Source organism: Cellulophaga sp. HaHaR_3_176 (assembly GCF_019021925.1).
Taxonomy (GTDB): domain Bacteria; phylum Bacteroidota; class Bacteroidia; order Flavobacteriales; family Flavobacteriaceae; genus Cellulophaga.
In genome coordinates, this window is sequence record NZ_CP058990.1 from 3,528,338 (window position 1) to 3,547,331 (window position 18,994).

11 protein-coding genes and 1 tRNA gene are annotated in these 18,994 nt (G+C 32.9%); 11 read left to right on the forward strand and 1 reads right to left on the reverse strand.

Annotated elements, in window-relative coordinates:
- Window positions 1-56 precede the first annotated feature (56 nt).
- Both rseP and H0I23_RS15535 read left to right on the forward strand, forming a co-directional pair.
- Entirely contained in the window at window positions 57-1,373 is a 1,317-nt protein-coding gene (rseP, locus tag H0I23_RS15530) for an RIP metalloprotease RseP (RefSeq protein WP_216784200.1), read from the forward strand.
- 101 nt (window positions 1,374-1,474) lie between these two features.
- A tRNA-Asn gene (locus H0I23_RS15535) sits at window positions 1,475-1,548 on the forward strand.
- 99 nt (window positions 1,549-1,647) lie between these two features.
- On the opposite strand, the gene H0I23_RS15540 is transcribed toward H0I23_RS15535, so the two are convergent.
- Window positions 1,648-2,568 (reverse strand): alpha/beta hydrolase, encoded by a 921-nt coding sequence (locus tag H0I23_RS15540; RefSeq protein ID WP_216784201.1) that lies wholly within the window; start codon window positions 2,566-2,568, stop codon window positions 1,648-1,650.
- Window positions 2,569-3,007: 439 nt separating this feature from the next.
- On the opposite strand from H0I23_RS15540, the gene H0I23_RS15545 reads away from it, so the two are divergent.
- From H0I23_RS15545 to bglX, 9 genes are all read left to right on the forward strand, one after another.
- Entirely contained in the window at window positions 3,008-3,916 is a 909-nt protein-coding gene (locus tag H0I23_RS15545) for a sugar phosphate isomerase/epimerase (RefSeq protein WP_216784202.1), read from the forward strand.
- Window positions 3,917-4,061: 145 nt separating this feature from the next.
- Window positions 4,062-6,815, forward strand: coding sequence for a Two component regulator three Y domain-containing protein (locus tag H0I23_RS15550; RefSeq protein ID WP_216784203.1), 2,754 nt, complete (start codon window positions 4,062-4,064; stop codon window positions 6,813-6,815).
- A 314-nt stretch (window positions 6,816-7,129) separates the two neighbouring features.
- Window positions 7,130-10,180, forward strand: a complete 3,051-nt coding sequence (locus tag H0I23_RS15555; protein WP_216784204.1) for a TonB-dependent receptor — start codon at window positions 7,130-7,132, stop codon at window positions 10,178-10,180.
- Between the two features lie 10 nt (window positions 10,181-10,190).
- The gene (locus H0I23_RS15560) at window positions 10,191-11,738 is read left to right on the forward strand and encodes a RagB/SusD family nutrient uptake outer membrane protein (RefSeq protein ID WP_216784205.1); all 1,548 of its coding nucleotides are present in this window, start codon (window positions 10,191-10,193) and stop codon (window positions 11,736-11,738) included.
- Window positions 11,739-11,748: 10 nt separating this feature from the next.
- Window positions 11,749-12,852 (forward strand): LamG domain-containing protein, encoded by a 1,104-nt coding sequence (locus tag H0I23_RS15565; protein WP_216784206.1) that lies wholly within the window; start codon window positions 11,749-11,751, stop codon window positions 12,850-12,852.
- A gap of 36 nt (window positions 12,853-12,888) precedes the next feature.
- On the forward strand, window positions 12,889-14,268 hold the full coding sequence (locus H0I23_RS15570; protein WP_216784207.1) for a glucoamylase family protein: 1,380 nt from the start codon (window positions 12,889-12,891) through the stop codon (window positions 14,266-14,268).
- Window positions 14,269-14,325: 57 nt separating this feature from the next.
- The gene (locus H0I23_RS15575) at window positions 14,326-15,705 is read left to right on the forward strand and encodes a glucoamylase family protein (RefSeq protein ID WP_216784208.1); all 1,380 of its coding nucleotides are present in this window, start codon (window positions 14,326-14,328) and stop codon (window positions 15,703-15,705) included.
- Window positions 15,695-16,483: a prolyl oligopeptidase family serine peptidase gene (locus tag H0I23_RS15580; RefSeq protein WP_216784209.1), complete on the forward strand. Its 789-nt coding sequence runs from the start codon at window positions 15,695-15,697 to the stop codon at window positions 16,481-16,483. Before H0I23_RS15575 ends, H0I23_RS15580 begins: the two co-directional genes overlap by 11 nt.
- Before the next feature lie 34 nt (window positions 16,484-16,517).
- Complete coding sequence (gene bglX, locus H0I23_RS15585) at window positions 16,518-18,794, forward strand: beta-glucosidase BglX (RefSeq protein ID WP_216784210.1); 2,277 nt, start codon at window positions 16,518-16,520, stop codon at window positions 18,792-18,794.
- The last annotated feature ends 200 nt before the right edge of the window (window positions 18,795-18,994 follow it).

Sequence of the window (18,994 nt, forward strand, 5' to 3'; positions counted from 1 at the left end):
TTTACATCTTGTAAAAGCTTACTTTTGGCGCTTTAAAAGTTAATAAAAGATACTAAATGGGCTTGTTTACGCAAATATTTACATTTATTTTAATTATATCAATACTGGTTATTTTGCACGAATTAGGGCATTTTATTCCAGCAAAATATTTTAAAACTAAAGTTGAAAAATTCTATTTATTTTTTGATGTTAAATTTTCACTTTTCAAGAAAAAAATAGGAGATACAGAATACGGAATAGGTTGGTTGCCTTTAGGTGGTTATGTGAAAATCGCTGGTATGATTGACGAAAGTATGGATACTGAGCAAATGAGCAAAGAGCCACAACCATGGGAGTTTAGATCTAAACCAGCATGGCAACGACTAATTATTATGCTTGGTGGTGTTACCGTTAACTTTTTTCTGGCATGGATTATTTATTCTACATTATTAGTAACCAAAGGCGATAGTTATATACCTGCAGATAGTTTAAAATATGGTATTCTAGTAGATTCAATCGGAGAGAAAATCGGATTAAAAACAGGAGATAAAATTTTAGCAATTGATGGTAAAAAATCTAAAAAATTTACTGATGCTTCATTAGATATTCTTTTAGGAGATGAAATTACGGTGGATAGAAATGGTGAGAAAATTACTTTTCCTGTACCTGATGAGGGTATTAAAAGTGTAATATCGTCAAAAGGAAAACGTTTTTTAGGATACCGTCAAAAATCTTTAATTGATAGTGTGTTACCTAATTCTGTAGCAAGTAAATCAGGTTTGCAATCTGGAGATTTAATTATTTCAGTTAATAACAAGTCTACAACATATTGGAACGAATTTGTTGAAGAAATACAATCATCAGTAAATGAGTCTTTAGCTATTTCTGTAAAAAGAAACGGTTCAATTCAAAACTTGAATTTAACGGTGCCTGAAGAAGGAGCTATTGGTGTTACGTTAAATAATGATGATTTGGTTGTTACAGATGAGTATAGTGTGTTAGCATCTATACCAGCTGGTTTTACAGAAACAATAAACGTTCTAACAAATCAGATTAAACAATTTAAAATTCTTTTTAAACCTAAAACAGAGGCTTATAAATCAGTTAAAGGCCCAATTGGTATTGTAAGTATGATGCCGACAACTTTTGATTGGGGTTTCTTTTGGAGTTTCACAGCAATGTTTTCAGTTTGGTTAGCATTTGTAAACCTTTTACCAATTCCTGCATTAGATGGTGGGCATGTGATGTTTTTACTTTATGAGATGATTTCTGGTAGAGCGCCAAGTGAAAAAGTATTGGAGCGCGGGCAAATCATTGGTTTTGTTATAGTTATGGGATTAATGGCCGTTGTTTTTGGGAATGATATTTGGAATATTATTAAACAATATTTATAATAAAACGACAGAATAAAAAAAAAGTGAAAATTTCCATTTTTTTTGTTTGTCTAGTTTGAAAAAACATTTATATTTGCAGCCGCTAACGCGATAAAGTACACTCCTCCTTAGCTCAGCTGGTTAGAGCATCTGACTGTTAATCAGAGGGTCCTTGGTTCGAGCCCAAGAGGGGGAGCAGAGCGACAAAAGCCTTTACAGAAATGTAGAGGCTTTTTTGTTTTTAATAAAATATATTGTAATAGGTATTGTTTTAATATTTAGTTCAGCCATACGTCTATAGCTTGTTAAACATCCATTTGGTGCAAGCCTCTGGCCAGTTTATATTGGTTTCATCTATTCCTAATCCGAAACCATGGCCTCCATTTTCATAAATGTGCATTTCTGCAGGTATCTTATTGTTTTTTAGAGACAAGTAATAGTTAATACTATTTTCAACAGGTACAACAGTATCATCTGTAGCATGAACTAAAAATGTAGGAGGCGTTTGGGTGTCAATTTGTTTTTCATTAGAATATTTTTCAATTAATGCTACTGAAGGTTTTTTACCTAATAAATTATTTTTTGATCCATTGTGTATTATTCCTTCATTCATAGAAATTACAGGGTAAATTAATATTGAAAAATCTGGTCTGGCAGTAGTTTTATCACTTGGTGTATATACTTTGTCATCATAATGAGTAGATAGTGTTGAGGCTAGGTGACCACCGGCAGAAAAACCTAAAACACCAATTTTATTTGGGTTAAGATTCCATTTTTTTGCATTTCTTCTAACTATTCTAATAGTTTCTTGAGCATCTTGCAATGGGCCAACAGTTTTATTTTTCATAGTTTTATCTGTTGGCATTCTATATTTTAAAACAAATGCCGAAATACCTACCGAATTTAGCCAATGAGCAACCTTATAACCCTCTTTGTTGATAGCAAGGTGTGAGTAGCCGCCACCAGGTAATATAATTACAGATGGCGCATTTAAGGAGGTCGAGTCAGCAAGAAATATGCTTATATCTGGGTTAGATACTTTACTTAAGCCTTTAAGTGTATCAAGTTCATCAAAAGTTGAGGTTTCAATGTATTCATTATTTAAAATAGCATCAGGTACTCCATTTGGCCAAACAGCTACTTTGGTATGTTGTGCAGTTAGTGTAAATGTTATAAAGCATAAAAAAAGGATACTAAAGTTAGCTTTTGAGTTCATGTTTTTGAATTTATATATAGAATTAGCAAGTTAATAAAATATGGTGCGTATAAAAGTATACAGAATTGAGTTCATGTTTAACACCTATTCTATGTGTTTTTTTAGTGATTTCAGATGATATGCTTTTATTAATACAAAAATGCATGATGGTGGGGTGGTAGTAGGTATTGGTGTCTCTAATCTTCCTGTTTTTAGGTTTTTTAAAAATACCAAGCTCAAGATGGATTACGATAGCAGTGTTATTTTGTTCGGAATATCGTAAAAGTCTTTGTAAAAGTGTAGGGACTTTTTTTGTTTTGAATATTTATTTTTATAAACAAACTTCTAATCAAACGTTATAGTAGATTTATTATGTGTTTATTCCTTTAATTACCTCATATTCTCTTTATAATAAATTACCTTAGTTTATCAACTTAACAATAAACTGAAAATTAAAATCATGAAAAAAACAGCAATCTATGCGGTTTTCTTATCATTAGCCGTGTTTTTTACATCGTGTAAAGAAGAGAAAAAAGCAGAAACAACCGTAAGCATTCCAGAAGTTGTTGAAGAAAGTAATTTTGGTGGGTTAGCATTATATACCGTTAGAGATGACATGGGGGTAGATGCTAAAGCGACCTTAGAGGCGGTTTCAGATGCAGGTTATAAAAATATTGAAGCAGCAGGGTATAGTGAAGGTAAATTTTACAACATGTCTCCAGTAGATTTTAAAACATTTGTAGATAGCTTAGAACTTGTTCCTATAAGTACTCACCATAGTGATGTAACATTAGAGAATGCAGATGCTATGATGGCTGATGTAAAAACAGCAGGTTTTGAATATTTTGTTGTGCCAATTCCTCCAATGGGTTTGTTTCATTATGATGACGCTACGAGTACTATGAGTATGACTGGTGGTGCAGAGAACTTAACAAAAATTGTAAATGCATTAGGTGAAAAAGCGCATGCTGCAGGTTTGAAGTTATTATATCATAACCACGATTTTGAATTTATGGAAGATAAAGATGGGATTGTGCCTATTGATTATCTATTAGAACATACAGATCCTAAATTTGTAAACTTTCAGATGGATCTTTTTTGGGTAACAAAAGCAGGAGCTGACCCGTTGGCTTATTTTAAAAAATACCCTGGGCGTTTTAAAATTTGGCATGTAAAAGATATGGATGAGCAAGGTAGGTTTGCACCTGTTGGCACAGGAACTATAGATTTTGCTAAAATATTAGCAAAAAAAGAACTTTCAGGCATGGAATATTACATGGTAGAGCAAGATGCTACTTATGATAGTATGAAGCCTTTAGAAGTTATTAAAACGAGTCATGAGGGTATTAAAAACTTCGGGTTTAATTAAGTAATAAAAATCATATATATATTAAAAGACGCTAATTAGTTTAAGCGTCTTTTTTGGTTTATAGATTTAGTATTTTTGTAGCATAAGGTATTATAAAATGCCTATCTCCATTTTTATACCTATCAATAAATAATTTAATTGCGAAATGAAGTTTTATTACGGCATTATTTTATTCCTTTTATCTTTTTCCAATTCAGTTTTTGGGCAGAAAGTACTACCTCCAATTTACAATTATAAAATTTTCGATTATAATGCGGCTAGTCAAAATTGGGATGTTGCGGTAGACGATTCAGGAGCTTTGTATGCTTCTAATAATAAAGGCTTATTATATTATAATGGGGAGGAATGGGTTTTAAATAAATTGCCAAATAAAACTATTATAAGGTCAGTAACTATTGTAGAAGATAAAATTTACACAGGTTCTTATGAGGAATTTGGCTATTGGCAGAAAAATGAATTTGGCCTTTTAGAATACACTTCTTTAACTCATTTAATTAAAAACTATACATTCACAAACGAAGAATTTTGGCAAATTATTTCTTTTAATGATGCTATCGTATTTCGTTCGTTCTCCTCAATTTACATTTATAAAAATAACGAAATTAAAGTAATTGATGCGGATGTTGTGGTAACTAACCTTGTAACTTATAAAGATGAGTTGTATGTTGGGACTAACGAATCTGGTATTTATAAGTTAAAAGAAGATGCGCTTGTTCAGCTACCTAATACTAATATATTTTTTGACAAAACAGTTATTGCAATGGCTGTGGTAGATAACGATTTATTAATTGGAACCAAGCTAAATGGTTGTTACCTTTTAAAAGATGGTGTATTAAAAGAATGGAATAACGAGGTTAACGAAGAATTAAAAAAGCACCAACTTAACGATATAGCACCTTATCCAGAAAATAAAATAGCATTTGGAACTATAAAAAAGGGAGTTTATTTACATGATTTGGATACTAATAAGTACGTAAACTTAGATAGAGAAACAGGTCTTCAAAATAATACAGTTCTATCTATTTTTCATTTTGACAATCAGTTGTGGTTAGGTTTGGATAATGGAATAGATCGTATTAAAACTAATGCTCCTATAACTTATTATACTGATTTTTCTGGTTTAGTAGGTACTCTTTATGATATTGCTTATTTAGATGATGTTATTTATTTAGGTAGTAATACTGGCATCTATTATTTTGATAATAATCAATTACAATTTGTTGAAAATTCTCAAGGGCACGTTTGGGATTTAACAGTTGTTGATGGAGAATTGTTTGCAGGGCACAATACAGGCACATATAAGATAGATAAAAATCAGCTTGATAAAATTTCGTCAGTATCAGGTGGCTATCAATTAATTAAAGTGCCAGAGCAAGAAAATATATATTATCAAGGTACTTATGTTGGTATTTCTAAATTTTTAAAAAATGAGGATAATATATGGAATGTTGTGCCTGTAAAGGGTATTCAATTTCCTGTAAAACAATTGTGTTTTGAGTCGGCAAATGTACTTTGGGTAGCACACCCTTATAAAGGTTTTTATAGGTTACACCTAAATAAAAATTTAGACGAAATTGTTGAAATTGAAGAATTTAATAACGATGCAATTTCGAGCAATTATAATGTAAAAGTGTACAATGTTAAAAATCAAATTGTTTTTTATGCAGATGGTATTTGGTATAAGTTTAATTCAATAGCCAATAAAATTGAAGTTTTTGAAGATTTTCAAAAGTTCAATAAAAACGAGCTTATTTATAATGATGAGGAGTTTTTCTGGTTTATTAATAATGACGAAAATAAAGAGATAACATACACTAATTTAAGGGATAAAAGCTTGGCTATAGCTGAAAATGTGCTTAAAAAAAGATTGGTGCCTGATGCTGAAAATGTCATAAAAGTTAATGATTCCATATACCTTTTAACACTTAACGATGGTTTTGCTAAAGTAAATTTAAATAAGCTGAATAACTATCTTGGGAAGTTTAAAATTCCAAAGCCTCAATTGAGTTATTTTAAAGATGAAAACAATCGATTTTCGTTAAAAGAAAAAACCTTCAAAATTAAGTATAAGAATTCTCAGAACATTAGTTTTCAAGTGTCTTCGCCTAATATAGCCAAACCACATTACTTTTATGAACTTAGTGGGGTTAAAGAGCAATCGATGTATGTAGATGAAGGTACTATTGATTTTCAGAATTTACCACATGGCAATTATAAAGTTCAAGTTTCTACAGTGAGTATTGATGGGGAAACATCTGAACCTATAAACTTTTCTTTTGAAATTTCTCCTCCATGGTATCTTTCAAGTATAAGTAAAGTAATATATGTTTTTGTACTTATTGGTATATTTTTTATAATTCGTTTTTACAACTTGCGAAAGCTCGCAAGAAAGCAAAAAAGCTTTGAAGAAAAAATGGATAGAAAACAAGAAGAGCATTTAGCGTTTCTAGAAAAAGAAAAGTTAGCAAAAGAAATTAAATCTAAACAGCAAGAGCTTACAAGTACAGCGCTAAACATCGCAAAGAAAAACGAAGTCATATTAGAACTTAAAAATATGATGGTAATGAATAAAGATAAATTTACAAGCTCAAGTCGTTATGGTTCATTTATAAAAAAGATAGATAAGTCAGTAAACGATACTGAAGATTGGAAAAAATTTGAAGTAAATTTCAAACAATTGCATGAAGATTTTTTCGAGAGACTTTTAAAAGAGTATCCTAAACTTACACCTAAAGATTTAAAATTGTGTGCGTATTTAAAAATGAATTTATCATCAAAAGAGATTGCGCCATTAATGGGTATTTCACTTCGTGGAGTAGAAATACATAGGTATCGATTAAGGAAAAAATTACAAATCGATACTTCAGAGTACCTTTCAAGCTTCTTAATTACCTTTTAATAGCAGCTCAACTGATTACAAACTATTGCAGTTGTAAAAATGATAATATTACAATTTTAGGCTGTATTTAATTAGTAATTACTATTCTAAAAGCCTTAAAATGATTTTTTTGTAATTACTTAAGTACATCATCACTACATCACAATGTTAAATTTTTAGTTTCATTTAACATTACAACTACAGCAATACACCCATAAATACTGGCTGTAAGTGATTTAAATTAGTTGATGTAGTTATTATGTATAAGGCCTTAGAATCTTTAACAATCCTTCTTTCTTAATTTAGCAGTATTCTAACTCAATTAATTATAAACTATGAAAATAAGCAATGCAATATTGGTAATTTCACTTTTGCTGTTTCAGTCATTTTTGTATAGTCAAAATACAAATGTTGTTTCAGGAACAGTAACAGATAGTGGTAATATACCTTTGCCTGGAGCATCGGTTGTTGTAAAAGGAACAACTACAGGTACGCAAACAGATTTTGATGGAAATTTCACTTTAGATAAAGTGCCATCTGATGGTATTTTAGTAATAAGTTTTATTGGGTACACATCTAAAGACTTCCCTGTAAATAACCAAACAACACTTACAATTTCGCTTGAAGAAGATTCACAAACATTAGATGAAGTTGTTGTTGTTGGGTACGGAACTCAAAAAAAATCAGATTTAACAGGGTCAATAACTACTGTTAATTCTGAAGATATAACAAGAACACCTTCTGGTGCGCCAATGCAATCATTACAAGGTAAGGTTGCTGGTTTGCAAGTGGTAAGTAGCGGAGCGCCTGGTAGCTCACCAACAATTAGAGTACGTGGTTTAGGATCTTATACTGGTGGTGGAGCATCAAACCCTTTATATGTTGTAGATGGTACTTTTTATGATGATATCGATTTTTTGAATAATGAAGATATCGAAACTATCTCGGTTCTTAAAGATGCATCAGCTTCTGCTATTTATGGTGTAAGAGCAGCAAATGGCGTTGTACTTATCGAAACAAAGTCAGGAAAGGTGAACCAAAAACCTCAAATAACATATAACGGTTATCAAGGTGTTCAAGTAGCGCAAAATTTAGTAAAACTCTCAAATTCTGAACAATTTTCAACACTGGCAAGGGAATCTGGTTCTGCCGCAGAAGCTAGTTTTATTGATAATGCGATCCAGCGTTATGGTCGTAGTCGAGTAAATCCAAACATTCCAGATGTAAATACCGATTGGTATGATTTAATTTTACGTCAGGCTTTAATTCAAAACCATAGTTTAGGTGTTACTGGTGGAACAGAAAGCGTTACCTATTCTTTAGGAATAAGTCAGTTTGAGCAAGAGGGAATTTTAAAAATGAAAAATGAGTATGAGCGTTTTAATATTCGTTCAAAGGTTAATGTAGATATAAGCGATCGTTTAAAATTAGGTGTTTCTACTATTTTTAGTAATTCTACAAGGTATAATGCAGAAAGTGGAGCCTTTAGCGCAGCATATTTTGCAGTGCCAACAATGCCAGTTTTAGATTTGTCAAAAACGGATGCATACCCTAAACCTTATGCAAATGCACAAGATTTAGGATATAGAGAGCCTCAAAACCCATTTCCTTTAATTGAAAATTCAGAATTCAGAGATAAAATTAGAAATAACTTGGTGAATTTCAATTTGGAGTATCAAGTAATTCCTGATAAATTGAATTTCAGAACAGCATATTCTCACAATTTTGAGGCCTTAGAAACTAGAGAAGTTAGACTTCCATATTTCTATGGTATTGGTAATGCTTTCAGAGAAAATGCAGAATTAATAAAAAGAAATGAAACTTTTTCTGAACAAACATGGGATAACACGTTAACGTATAATAACGATTTTGGAAAACATAATTTAACGGTATTAGCGGGTACTTCTTTCAGAAATAGATCTTTTGAGCAATTAGAGGTAAAGGGGTTAAACTTTCCGAACGGTTCGGGAATTGGAGAAGAGTCCTATTTTTTAGATTTGGCGAAGAGTATTGACTTAGATGGTGTTGGTGATGATGGAGTAAGTCAATATTTCTTCTCATATTTTAGTCGTGTAGCTTATAATTTTGATAATAAGTATCTTTTATATGGTACGTTCCGTGCCGATGGTACAAGTAAGTATCAAGAAAAATGGGGATACTTTCCAACTATCGGTGCAGGTTGGGTGATTTCAGAAGAGTCATTCATGGATAACAATAAAGTTTTCAATTTTTTAAAATTGAGAGCTAGTTGGGGAGAACTAGGAAATGCAAATGTTGACGCTAGTACAGGTGGTATTACATCTACAGAAGTTAATGGTGTTTTTGGAGATACTAGATACCCAGGTTTAGTAACTAGTAGCGATTTTGAAGCACTAAAATGGGAAGTAACTGCAGAAACTAATGTAGGTATTACATCAAGGTTATTTGATAATAATTTATCTGTTGAAGCTGATTATTTTACTAGAGAAACTAGAGATGCTGTTATTCCTGTTTCAAGACTTTTAGTGCCAGGTGAAACTCGACAAAATGTTGGAGTAATTAAAAACTCAGGTGTTGAGGTTGCTGTAAATTGGAGAAAACAAGTTTCAGAAGATTTTAGCTATTCTGTTGGAGGTAATTTTTCAACGTTGAAGAATGAAATATTAGATTTAGCAGGGCAAGATAACTTAACATCTGGTGGCGATACTGCACAACGATCAGTTGTTGGCGGTGCAATAAATTCATTTTACGGCTTAGAGGTTGCCGGAATATACCAAACTCCAGAAGAAATTGCAGCAGATCCTGCAGCACAAGCAGCAATAGCAAGTTCAGGTATTTCTGATTATATACAACCTGGAGATTTCAAATTTGTAGATCATAATGGTGATATGGTAATAGATGCAGAAGATAGAGTAGATATAGGCTCTTATTTGCCAACATATAATTTTGGTTTCAATTTAGGTCTTAACTACAAAACATGGGATTTTTCATTAAATGTTATAGGGCAAGGTGGTAATGTAATTGCAAACCAAAAACGTTTTTCTATCCGTCAAACATCTGATGTTAATATCGATAGTGACTTTGCTGTAAATCGCTGGCATGGCGAAAATACCTCAAATACATATCCATCTGCAAGAGGTATAAGAAATCCATGGAGTAATCAATTTTTAAATGACTTTTTTGTTGAAGATGGTGACTTTGTGAGATTACAAAATGTAACTGTAGGATATACATTACCAAGTTTAAAAGGCAAATTCAATCCTAATATTAGATTTTATATGACGGCAGAAAGACCATTAACTTTCTTTAAGTATAATGGTTTCACACCAGAAGTATCAGATGGTAGAGATACACAAACATATCCTATTCCAGGAGTATACACATTAGGAGTAAATATTAAAATTTAAAAAATCAGCTATGATACATATAAAAACAAACAAAATGCTTGGCTTTTTAGCCGTTTTAGCTATGGTAGTTTCAAGTTGTTCAGATGAATTAGATCAGCCAGAACTTAATAATAATTTTGCTGGTGGAACAGATTTTTCTAAGACAGACGATATGATATTTTCTCTTATCGGAGTTTATCAATCTGTTGGAGATAGAGGCTGGGAGCAACCATTAGTTGTTTCTACAAGAGGTGATGATGTTAACGCAGCAGGAGATCAGCAAGGTCTTAAAAATCAAGATCGTTACTTCTACGATAATTCATTTTTTGGATCTAGAACCTTATGGGAAACTTATTATGATGATATTATTGGTGCGCATACAGGTATGGAGCAAATTGCTAGATATCAAGAGCTGGCAGATGAAGATGGGGTAGCCTTAGCAAACCAATATATTGCTGAAGCTAAAGTATTACGAGCAATGTTACTTTTTCAATTATCACAAGTATACGGGGCGGTTTTTATTCCAGAATCTTCTAACTTAAATGATTTTGCTAATATTACATCAGTACCTACAAAAGATGAGGTTATGCAACATTTATCAGATCAGATGGATGAAGCTATTCCTTTTTTATTGAATGTAAGACCTAATGAAAGAACGGACTTGCCAGGAGGTGTAACTAAATACACGGCTTTACAAATTAAAGCATTGGCAAATCAAGAACTTAAAAATTATCAGGCAGTAGCAGATGCTACAGGAGAAATTATAAGCTCAGGTAAGTTCAACCTTATGGATGACTATTATGAGTTATTTAAAACACCAGGTAAATTAAGTAATGAAACTTTATATGAATTTCAATATTCAGATTTTAATACAGGTACAGGTGAAAGAGTAGGGCATCTTTATGCTCCTTATGGGCCAAACGGTTGGACACCTAGTGTAGCAGGGTCAAGTGCCGGTTGGGGCTTTTTCGAGCCTAGCATGAAATACGTAAAATTTATGTTAGACAGAGGAGAAACAAACCGTTTAGAAACTACTGTTCTTTTTACTCAAAAAGGTATTGATAGTATTATAGCAACATCTAGTTATACTGAAGCGACATTACCTTCATTTGTTTCATCAACAACAAGAGATGGTGATAATTTAACAGATAATGCAAGAGCCATTTTTGCTAGTGGTAAACATTACTTACCAACAAATCAATTAATAGCTGGTCGTACGGAGTATGGTAGTAATAAAAACTATATCGTTTATCGTTATGCCGAAACGTTATTAATGTATTCTGAAGCAATTAAACAAGGAGCAAGTCAAACCTCAATTACTGCCGATGCTGCTGTTAACTTGGTACGTGCTCGTGCTAATATGCCTGCTTTAACGGGTGTTACTCTTGATCAAATCGCAGACGAAAAATACGCAGAACTTGCTTTAGAGTGGGGAAAACGATTTTTTGATATGGTTAGGTTGGGTAAAAATGATGAATTAAGTTACGAAGGAAGAACTTTTACTCCAGATAAAACTTTTGTCACTTACCATCAAGACCAAGTAGATGAGTTTCCAATATTAGGCGAAGTATCAAACTAAAATAAGAAAGATGAAAAATCTAAAAAATATAGTATCGTGTTTGGTTGCAGTACTTTTTATGTATTCATGTGATCAAGGTATAGATGAAATTACACAGGTAGATCCTGGGGCAGATATAGCGGCCCCAACGGTAACCATAAATTACCCTAAAGAAGGAACAAAGATTAAAGTACTAGAATCATCAACAGAAATAACAATAGATTTTGAAGTTATAGATGATATCGAAATAAATGATATTAAAGTGCTTTTAGATGATGTTGAAATAGAGAGTTACAATACTTTTAAAGATTACCGTAAGGTGTTTATTGATAACTTGGTGTATAGTGGTTTAAATGATGGTTCTCATAACCTAACAATTATAGCGACAGATTTAGATGGTAAGAGTACTTCGGCTTCAGTAAATTTTGTCAAGGAGCCAGCTTATGTAAAACAATTTGATGGTGAAATTTTTTACATGCCTTTTGATGGAGATTATCTAGATTTATTAAGTCTACAAACAGCTTCAAAAATAGGTGCACCAACTTTTACAGAAAATAGTAAAGTTGGTACTAATGCCTATGCAGGAGCAACAGATTCTTATATAACAGTACCAACAACTGGCCTTACCGCTCCAGAGTTTAGTGCAGTAATGTGGTATAAAGTAAATGATGCTTCCGATAGGGCAGGTATTCTAACAGTAGGCCCTCCAAATACAGAAAATGCAGGTTATCCAGAGGTTCAAAACTTGCGTACAAGTGGGTTTAGGTTATTTAGAGAAAATGCTGATGGATTGCAAAGAATTAAACTTAACGTAGGAAACGGTATTGCTGATGTTTGGGTTGATGGTGCAGCAGCAGCAGATATTGACCCAGCATCAGGAGAGTGGGTTCATATAGCATTTACAATTTCAGAGACTATTGCTACCGTATATATAAACGGTGTATCTGTTGCTGATGCTGAAACAGGAATTAGTTGGGCAAATTGTGATTTGGTATCCATTGGTTCTGGTGCGCCACGATTTACAGAGTGGGGTCATGGTGCCGATTTAAGTTCTATCGATGAATTACGATTTTTTGATAAAGCATTGACACCAGAAGAAATAACAGCAGTTATGAATGTCGATTCCGAAGAATAGAATAAAAGAGTAAACAATATACATAGACAAATACCTATGAAGAATTTAGTTAAGTTAATTGCGAGTTTAGTTTTAGTGGTTATTGTATCTTTAGTTGAGGGATGCAATGACCGCAAACCTAAAAAAGTAGAGAATGTAGAAGAATCAGCAACTGAAAAAATAACTATTTCTGATACTGAATTATTAGATAAAGTTCAAAGGCAAACGTTCGATTATTTCTGGGAAGGAGCAGAGCCAACTTCGGGTTTAGCAAGAGAACGAATTCATTTAGATGGTATTTATCCATCTAATGATAAAGATGTAATTACAATAGGTGGTTCTGGGTTTGGTTTAATGGCAATTTTGGTAGGTGTCGAAAGAGGTTTTATTACAAGAGAACAAGCTGTTCAGCGCTATGATACAATTATTAATTTTTTAGAAAAAGCAGATCGCTTTCATGGTGCATGGCCGCATTGGCTGAAACCTTCGGGAAAAACAGCTCCTTTTAGCAAAAAAGATGATGGTGGAGATTTGGTTGAAACTGCATTTTTAATTCAAGGGTTACTAACGGCTAAAGAATACTTTAATAAGTCTAATGCTGAAGAATTAGCTATTAGAGATCGTATTCAAAAACTATGGGAAGGTGTAGAGTTTGATTGGTATACAAAAGGTGAAAATGTATTGTATTGGCACTGGTCTGAAAATTACGGTTGGGATATGAACTTTCCAGTTGGTGGTTATAACGAAGCTTTAATTATGTATGTTTTAGGTGCAGCTTCTCCAACACATCCTATTCAAAAAAAGGTATATGAAGAGGGTTGGGCAGGTAATGGCGCAATTAAAAAAGACACTACTTATTATGGTCTTAAAACAGTTGTAAATCATTATGAACATGATAAGGCTCCTGTAGGTCCACTGTTTTGGGCACATTACTCTTATTTAGGTTTAAACCCTAAAGGCCTTACAGATCAATATGCAGATTATTGGAAGTTGAATCAGAATCATGCTTTAATACATTATAAACATGCGGTTGCAAATCCAAATAATTTTAAAGGATATGGTGAAAAAGCATGGGGTTTTACATCAAGCTATTCTATTAAAGGTTACGATGGGCACCGACCAGATAATGATTTAGGAGTAATATCTCCAACGGCAGCATTATCATCAATGCCATACACGCCAAAAGAAAGTTTAACCTTTTTAAGATATATGTACACTGAACAAGATAGTTTAGTTGGTAAATATGGTCCTTATGATGCTTTTAGTTTAGAAGACGATTGGAGTCTGCCAAGGTATTTAGCTATCGATCAAGGTCCAATACCTGTTATGATTGAAAATTATAGAAGTGGCTTATTATGGAATAACTTTATGAAAAATGAAGATGTGAAAAAAGGGCTTAAAACATTAGGTTTTAAATACACTAAAGTGAAAGAATAATTAACGCATATATAACCCAAATCTGTTTTAAAATTTTAAGTTAATATTTCTATACAAATGAATAATTTTAAATTTTTCACACTGTTTTTTTTGTTTCTAGTATCTTGTTCTAAAGATGTTAGTCAAGGGCCAACTGGGGTTTCTGAATTGCCAGAGGTTAATCCAGAGCCAGAAGAGGCAGAAATAACAGACGAAGAATTATTAGACATAACACAGGCAGAAACATTTAAATATTTTTGGGATTTTGCTCATACAGCTTCTGGTGCAGCAAAGGAAAGATACCACCCTAATGACCCAAGTAATGATGAAAATACAGTAACTACAGGAGGAACGGGTTTTGGATTAATGGCTATTCTTGTAGGCGTTGAAAGAAATTATATTTCAAGAGAACAAGCTGTTGGCCGTTTGAATAAAATTATTACATTTTTAAATACAGCAGACCGTTTTCATGGTGCTTGGCCACATTGGATTGATGGAAATACAGGTAAAGTAAAACCATTTAGCCCACAAGATGATGGAGGAGATTTAGTAGAAACAGCTTTTGTAGTACAAGGCTTAATTTGTGTTAAAGAGTATTTTAAAAATGGGTCTGAAGCAGAGAAAGAGCTAGCCAATAAAGCAGATACTTTATGGAAAGATGTTGAATGGGATTGGTATACACAAGGTGAAAATTCACTTTTCTGGCACTGGAGTCCATCAAATAACTTTGCTATTAATTTAGAATTGAAAGGGTATAACGAAACCTTAATTACATATGTTCTTGCAGCTGCATCACCAAGCTATAGCATTTCAAAAGAAGTTTATAAAAATGGGTGGGCATCAAATGGTAGTATCAAATCAACAGCTACTGCGTATAATTACCCATTAATTGTAAAACATGCTGGTTCTGAAGAGTTAGGCGGACCTTTGTTTTTCTCTCATTATTCCTTCTTGGGGTTAAATCCAAACGGTTTAATAGATGAATTTGTGAATTATGGAGACGTAAGTGTCAATCATAGTAAAATTAACTATAATTATGCAGTTGCTAATCCAAATAATTTTAAAGATTATGGAGAAGATTGTTGGGGTTTAACGGCTAGTTATTCTAGAAATACCGATGGTAGTTTAGGGTATGCTGCACATGCTCCAAATAATGATATAGGCGTTGTTTCTCCTACTGCAGCAATCAGCTCAATAGTATATACTCCTGAAGAATCTTTACAAGCGTTGCATTATTTTTATACGAATAAAAGTAAATTATTAGGCTCTGCTGGGTTTTATGATGCTTTTAGTCCTCAAACTGATTTTTGGGTAGCAGAAGCTTATTTAGCAATCGATCAGGGACCACAAATTATAATGATAGAAAATTATAGGTCTGGTTTATTATGGAGTTTATTTATGCAAAATGAAGACGTTCAATCAGGATTAAATAAATTAGGATTTACATATGGAAGCTAGAAAAATAATTCAAATTCTTCTTTTACTAGGTTGTTTTCAACTTACAGCCCAATACAGCACTTTTGAAGAAAAAATGTTTATAAAAGAAGGTGATACGCTTTTGTACCGTATTCAATACCCGAATGATTTTGTAAACACAAATAAATATCCAGTATTATTCTTCTTACATGGAGCAGGTGAACGTGGTAATGATAATGAAAGTCAGCTTATGCACGGTAGTGGCTTATTTTCAAATGAAGAGATAAAGAGAGATTTTCCTGCTATTGTAATATTTCCACAGTGTCCTGAAAATGAATATTGGGCTAATGTAAAAGTCAATAGAAAAACACAACCAGTAGGTCTACGTTTTAAATATGGCAGAAAACCAACAAAGGCATTAGGCTTAGTTATGGATCTGGTAGATGAAACATTAGCAGAACCCTTTGCAAAAACAGATCAGGTTTATATTATGGGACTATCAATGGGCGGAATGGGAACTTACGAGTTGCTTTACCGTAGGCCAAACCTATTTGCAGCTGCAATAGCCATTTGCGGTGGCGGAAAGCCAAAATCAGCAAAAGAATATGCTGCAAAAGTACCATTGTGGGCGTTTCATGGCTCACAAGACAATGTTATAGACCCTATTTTATCTTTAGAGATGACCAAAGAAATATTAGAATATGGTGGATACCCAAAATTAACACTTTACGATTTTGCAAACCACAACAGTTGGGATTCTGCATTCGCAGAACCAGAATTATTACCATGGCTTTTTTCTAAAACAAAGCAAAAACTATAGTACTCACTTAGCATACACTATTAAAAAATAAAGAATGATATTAAAAAAATTCGCATATAAAATCAGTATAGCAGCAATAAGTCTGTTTGCAATTTCTACACAGGCACAAAATAAAATTCCGGAAGTAGAAACTCTTTTACAGAAAATGACGATTGAAGAAAAGATTGGACAACTAAACCTTGTGACTCCAGGTGGTGGTATTGCTACAGGTTCGGTAGTTAGTTCTAATGTAGAGGATAAAATTAAAGCGGGGCAAGTAGGTGGCTTATTTGGTATAGCAGGACCAGAGAAGATAAAAGCAGCACAAGATTTTGCAGTAAAAAAAACTCGGTTAGGAATTCCTTTAATATTTGGTTCAGATATTATTCATGGATATAAAACTACATTTCCAATTCCATTAGCGCTTTCTTCTACTTGGGATATGGAATTACTTAAAAAAACAGCTCAAATTGCGGCTTTAGAAGCAACAGCTGATGGTATAAACTGGAACTTTTCTCCAATGGTTGATATTGCACGTGACCCAAGATGGGGACGTATTGCAGAAGGCGCAGGTGAAGACCCTTACTTAGGATCAGAAATTGCAAAAGCTATGGTTGTTGGTTATCAAGGAGATGATTTAACTGATGCTGACACTATGCTAGCATGTGTAAAGCATTTTGCTCTTTATGGAGCTGTAGAAGGAGGTAGAGATTACAATTCTGTAGATATGAGCAGAATTAAAATGTATAACGAGTATTTTCCGCCCTATAAAGCAGCTATTGATGCGGGTGTGGGTAGTGTTATGAGTTCTTTTAACGATGTTGATGGTATTCCTGCTTCAGGTAACAAATGGTTGTTAACAGACTTGCTACGTAACCAATGGGGCTTTAATGGTTTTGTAGTGTCAGACTATACTTCTGTTAATGAAATGATAGCTCATGGCCTTGGAGATTTGCAAACAGTATCTGCATTATCTTTAAAAGCAGGTTTGGATATGGATATGGTTGGCGAAGGTTTTTTAACAACGCTAAAAAAATCATTAGAAGAAGGTAAAGTTTCCGAAGAAGAAATTACAATTGCTTGTCGCAGAATATTAGAAGCGAAATTTAAATTAGGTTTGTTTGATGACCCTTATAAATATATCAATAAAAAGAGACCAGCGAAGGATATTTTAAAGCAAGAGAATAGAATTGTGGCTAGAGATGTCGCTAAAAAATCTTTTGTTTTGCTTAAAAACCATAATTCAGTTTTGCCTTTACAAAAAAATGCAAAAATTGCTTTAATTGGCGATTTAGCAGATAGTAAAGAAAATATGTTAGGTACGTGGGCACCTACGGGAGATCCTAGCATATCTATTCCTATAATTGAAGGATTCAAAAACGTAGCGCCAAATGCAACTATAATGTATGCAAAAGGGGCAAATATTACAGATGATGAAGAGTTAGCTACAAATACAAATGTTTTTGGTACTCGAGTAGTTATCGATAAGAAATCGCCTGAAATACTGTTGTCTGAAGCTGTTGAGGTAGCTAAAAAATCAGACGTTGTTGTTGCTGTCGTTGGTGAGGCTACAGAAATGACAGGTGAATCATCAAGTAGAACGGATTTAAATATTTCAGCAAGTCAGAAAAAATTAATTAATGCTTTAGTTGAAACAGGGAAACCTGTAGTTTTAGTTTTAATGAGTGGTAGGCCATTAACAATTGAAGATGAGTTAGCTTTACCTGTTAGTATTTTACAAGTTTGGTTTCCTGGTATAGAAGCTGGTAATGCTATTGCAGATGTTGTTTTTGGAGCGTATAACCCATCAGGTAAATTAACAGCTACATGGCCACGTAATGTGGGTCAAATACCAATTTACCACAGTATTAAAACAACAGGTAGACCACAACCAACAGCAGAATTTGAAAAATTCAAATCTAATTATTTAGATGCTCCAAATACTCCATTATTACCTTTTGGGTACGGATTAAGTTATACTAATTTTGAGTATTCTGATTTAAAAGTTTTGAAAAGTGAAATTGCTTCAGATGAATCTATCTCAGTTAGTTTCTCAATTAAAAATACAGGAAACTTTGATGGAGAAGAAGTAGTGCAATTATACCTTAGAGATGTTGTTAGAAGCATTACCCAACCAATTAAGCAACTTAAAGGCTTTAAGAAGATAATGCTTAAGAAAGGCGAAAAAAAGCAAATAGAGCTTCTTTTATCACCTGACGATTTAAAATTTTATAATTCTAATTTAGAATTTGTATCTGAACCTGGTAAATTTGAGGTTTTTGTAGGAACTAATTCTGATGCAACCATGAAAACTACATTTACATTGAAGTAGATACATTCTTTTTTAAAAGTAGAGTATCAAACAACTTAACGTCCGAACATTATTTATAAATGTTCGGACGTTTTTTTGTGATACATAAATAAAACCACTTTTTTTTGTTAAAAAACAGTTGTAAAAGCTAACTGTTTGCTTATGCGTTCATTATACTTTTAAATGAGCACATTTATTATGGATGTCATTTGTAATTTTAC

Excerpts from the sequence above, each read along its gene's own strand:
- H0I23_RS15550 (WP_216784203.1), top strand. The coding sequence starts at position 4,062 with ATGAAGTTTTATTACGGCATTATTTTATTCCTTTTATCTTTTTCCAAT.
- H0I23_RS15545 (WP_216784202.1), top strand. The coding sequence starts at position 3,008 with ATGAAAAAAACAGCAATCTATGCGGTTTTCTTATCATTAGCCGTGTTT.
- H0I23_RS15565 (WP_216784206.1), top strand. The coding sequence starts at position 11,749 with ATGAAAAATCTAAAAAATATAGTATCGTGTTTGGTTGCAGTACTTTTT.
- H0I23_RS15540 (WP_216784201.1), bottom strand. The coding sequence starts at position 2,568 with ATGAACTCAAAAGCTAACTTTAGTATCCTTTTTTTATGCTTTATAACA.
- H0I23_RS15575 (WP_216784208.1), top strand. The coding sequence starts at position 14,326 with ATGAATAATTTTAAATTTTTCACACTGTTTTTTTTGTTTCTAGTATCT.
- bglX (WP_216784210.1), top strand. The coding sequence starts at position 16,518 with ATGATATTAAAAAAATTCGCATATAAAATCAGTATAGCAGCAATAAGT.
- H0I23_RS15570 (WP_216784207.1), top strand. The coding sequence starts at position 12,889 with ATGAAGAATTTAGTTAAGTTAATTGCGAGTTTAGTTTTAGTGGTTATT.
- H0I23_RS15555 (WP_216784204.1), top strand. The coding sequence starts at position 7,130 with ATGAAAATAAGCAATGCAATATTGGTAATTTCACTTTTGCTGTTTCAG.
- H0I23_RS15580 (WP_216784209.1), top strand. The coding sequence starts at position 15,695 with ATGGAAGCTAGAAAAATAATTCAAATTCTTCTTTTACTAGGTTGTTTT.
- H0I23_RS15560 (WP_216784205.1), top strand. The coding sequence starts at position 10,191 with ATGATACATATAAAAACAAACAAAATGCTTGGCTTTTTAGCCGTTTTA.
- rseP (WP_216784200.1), top strand. The coding sequence starts at position 57 with ATGGGCTTGTTTACGCAAATATTTACATTTATTTTAATTATATCAATA.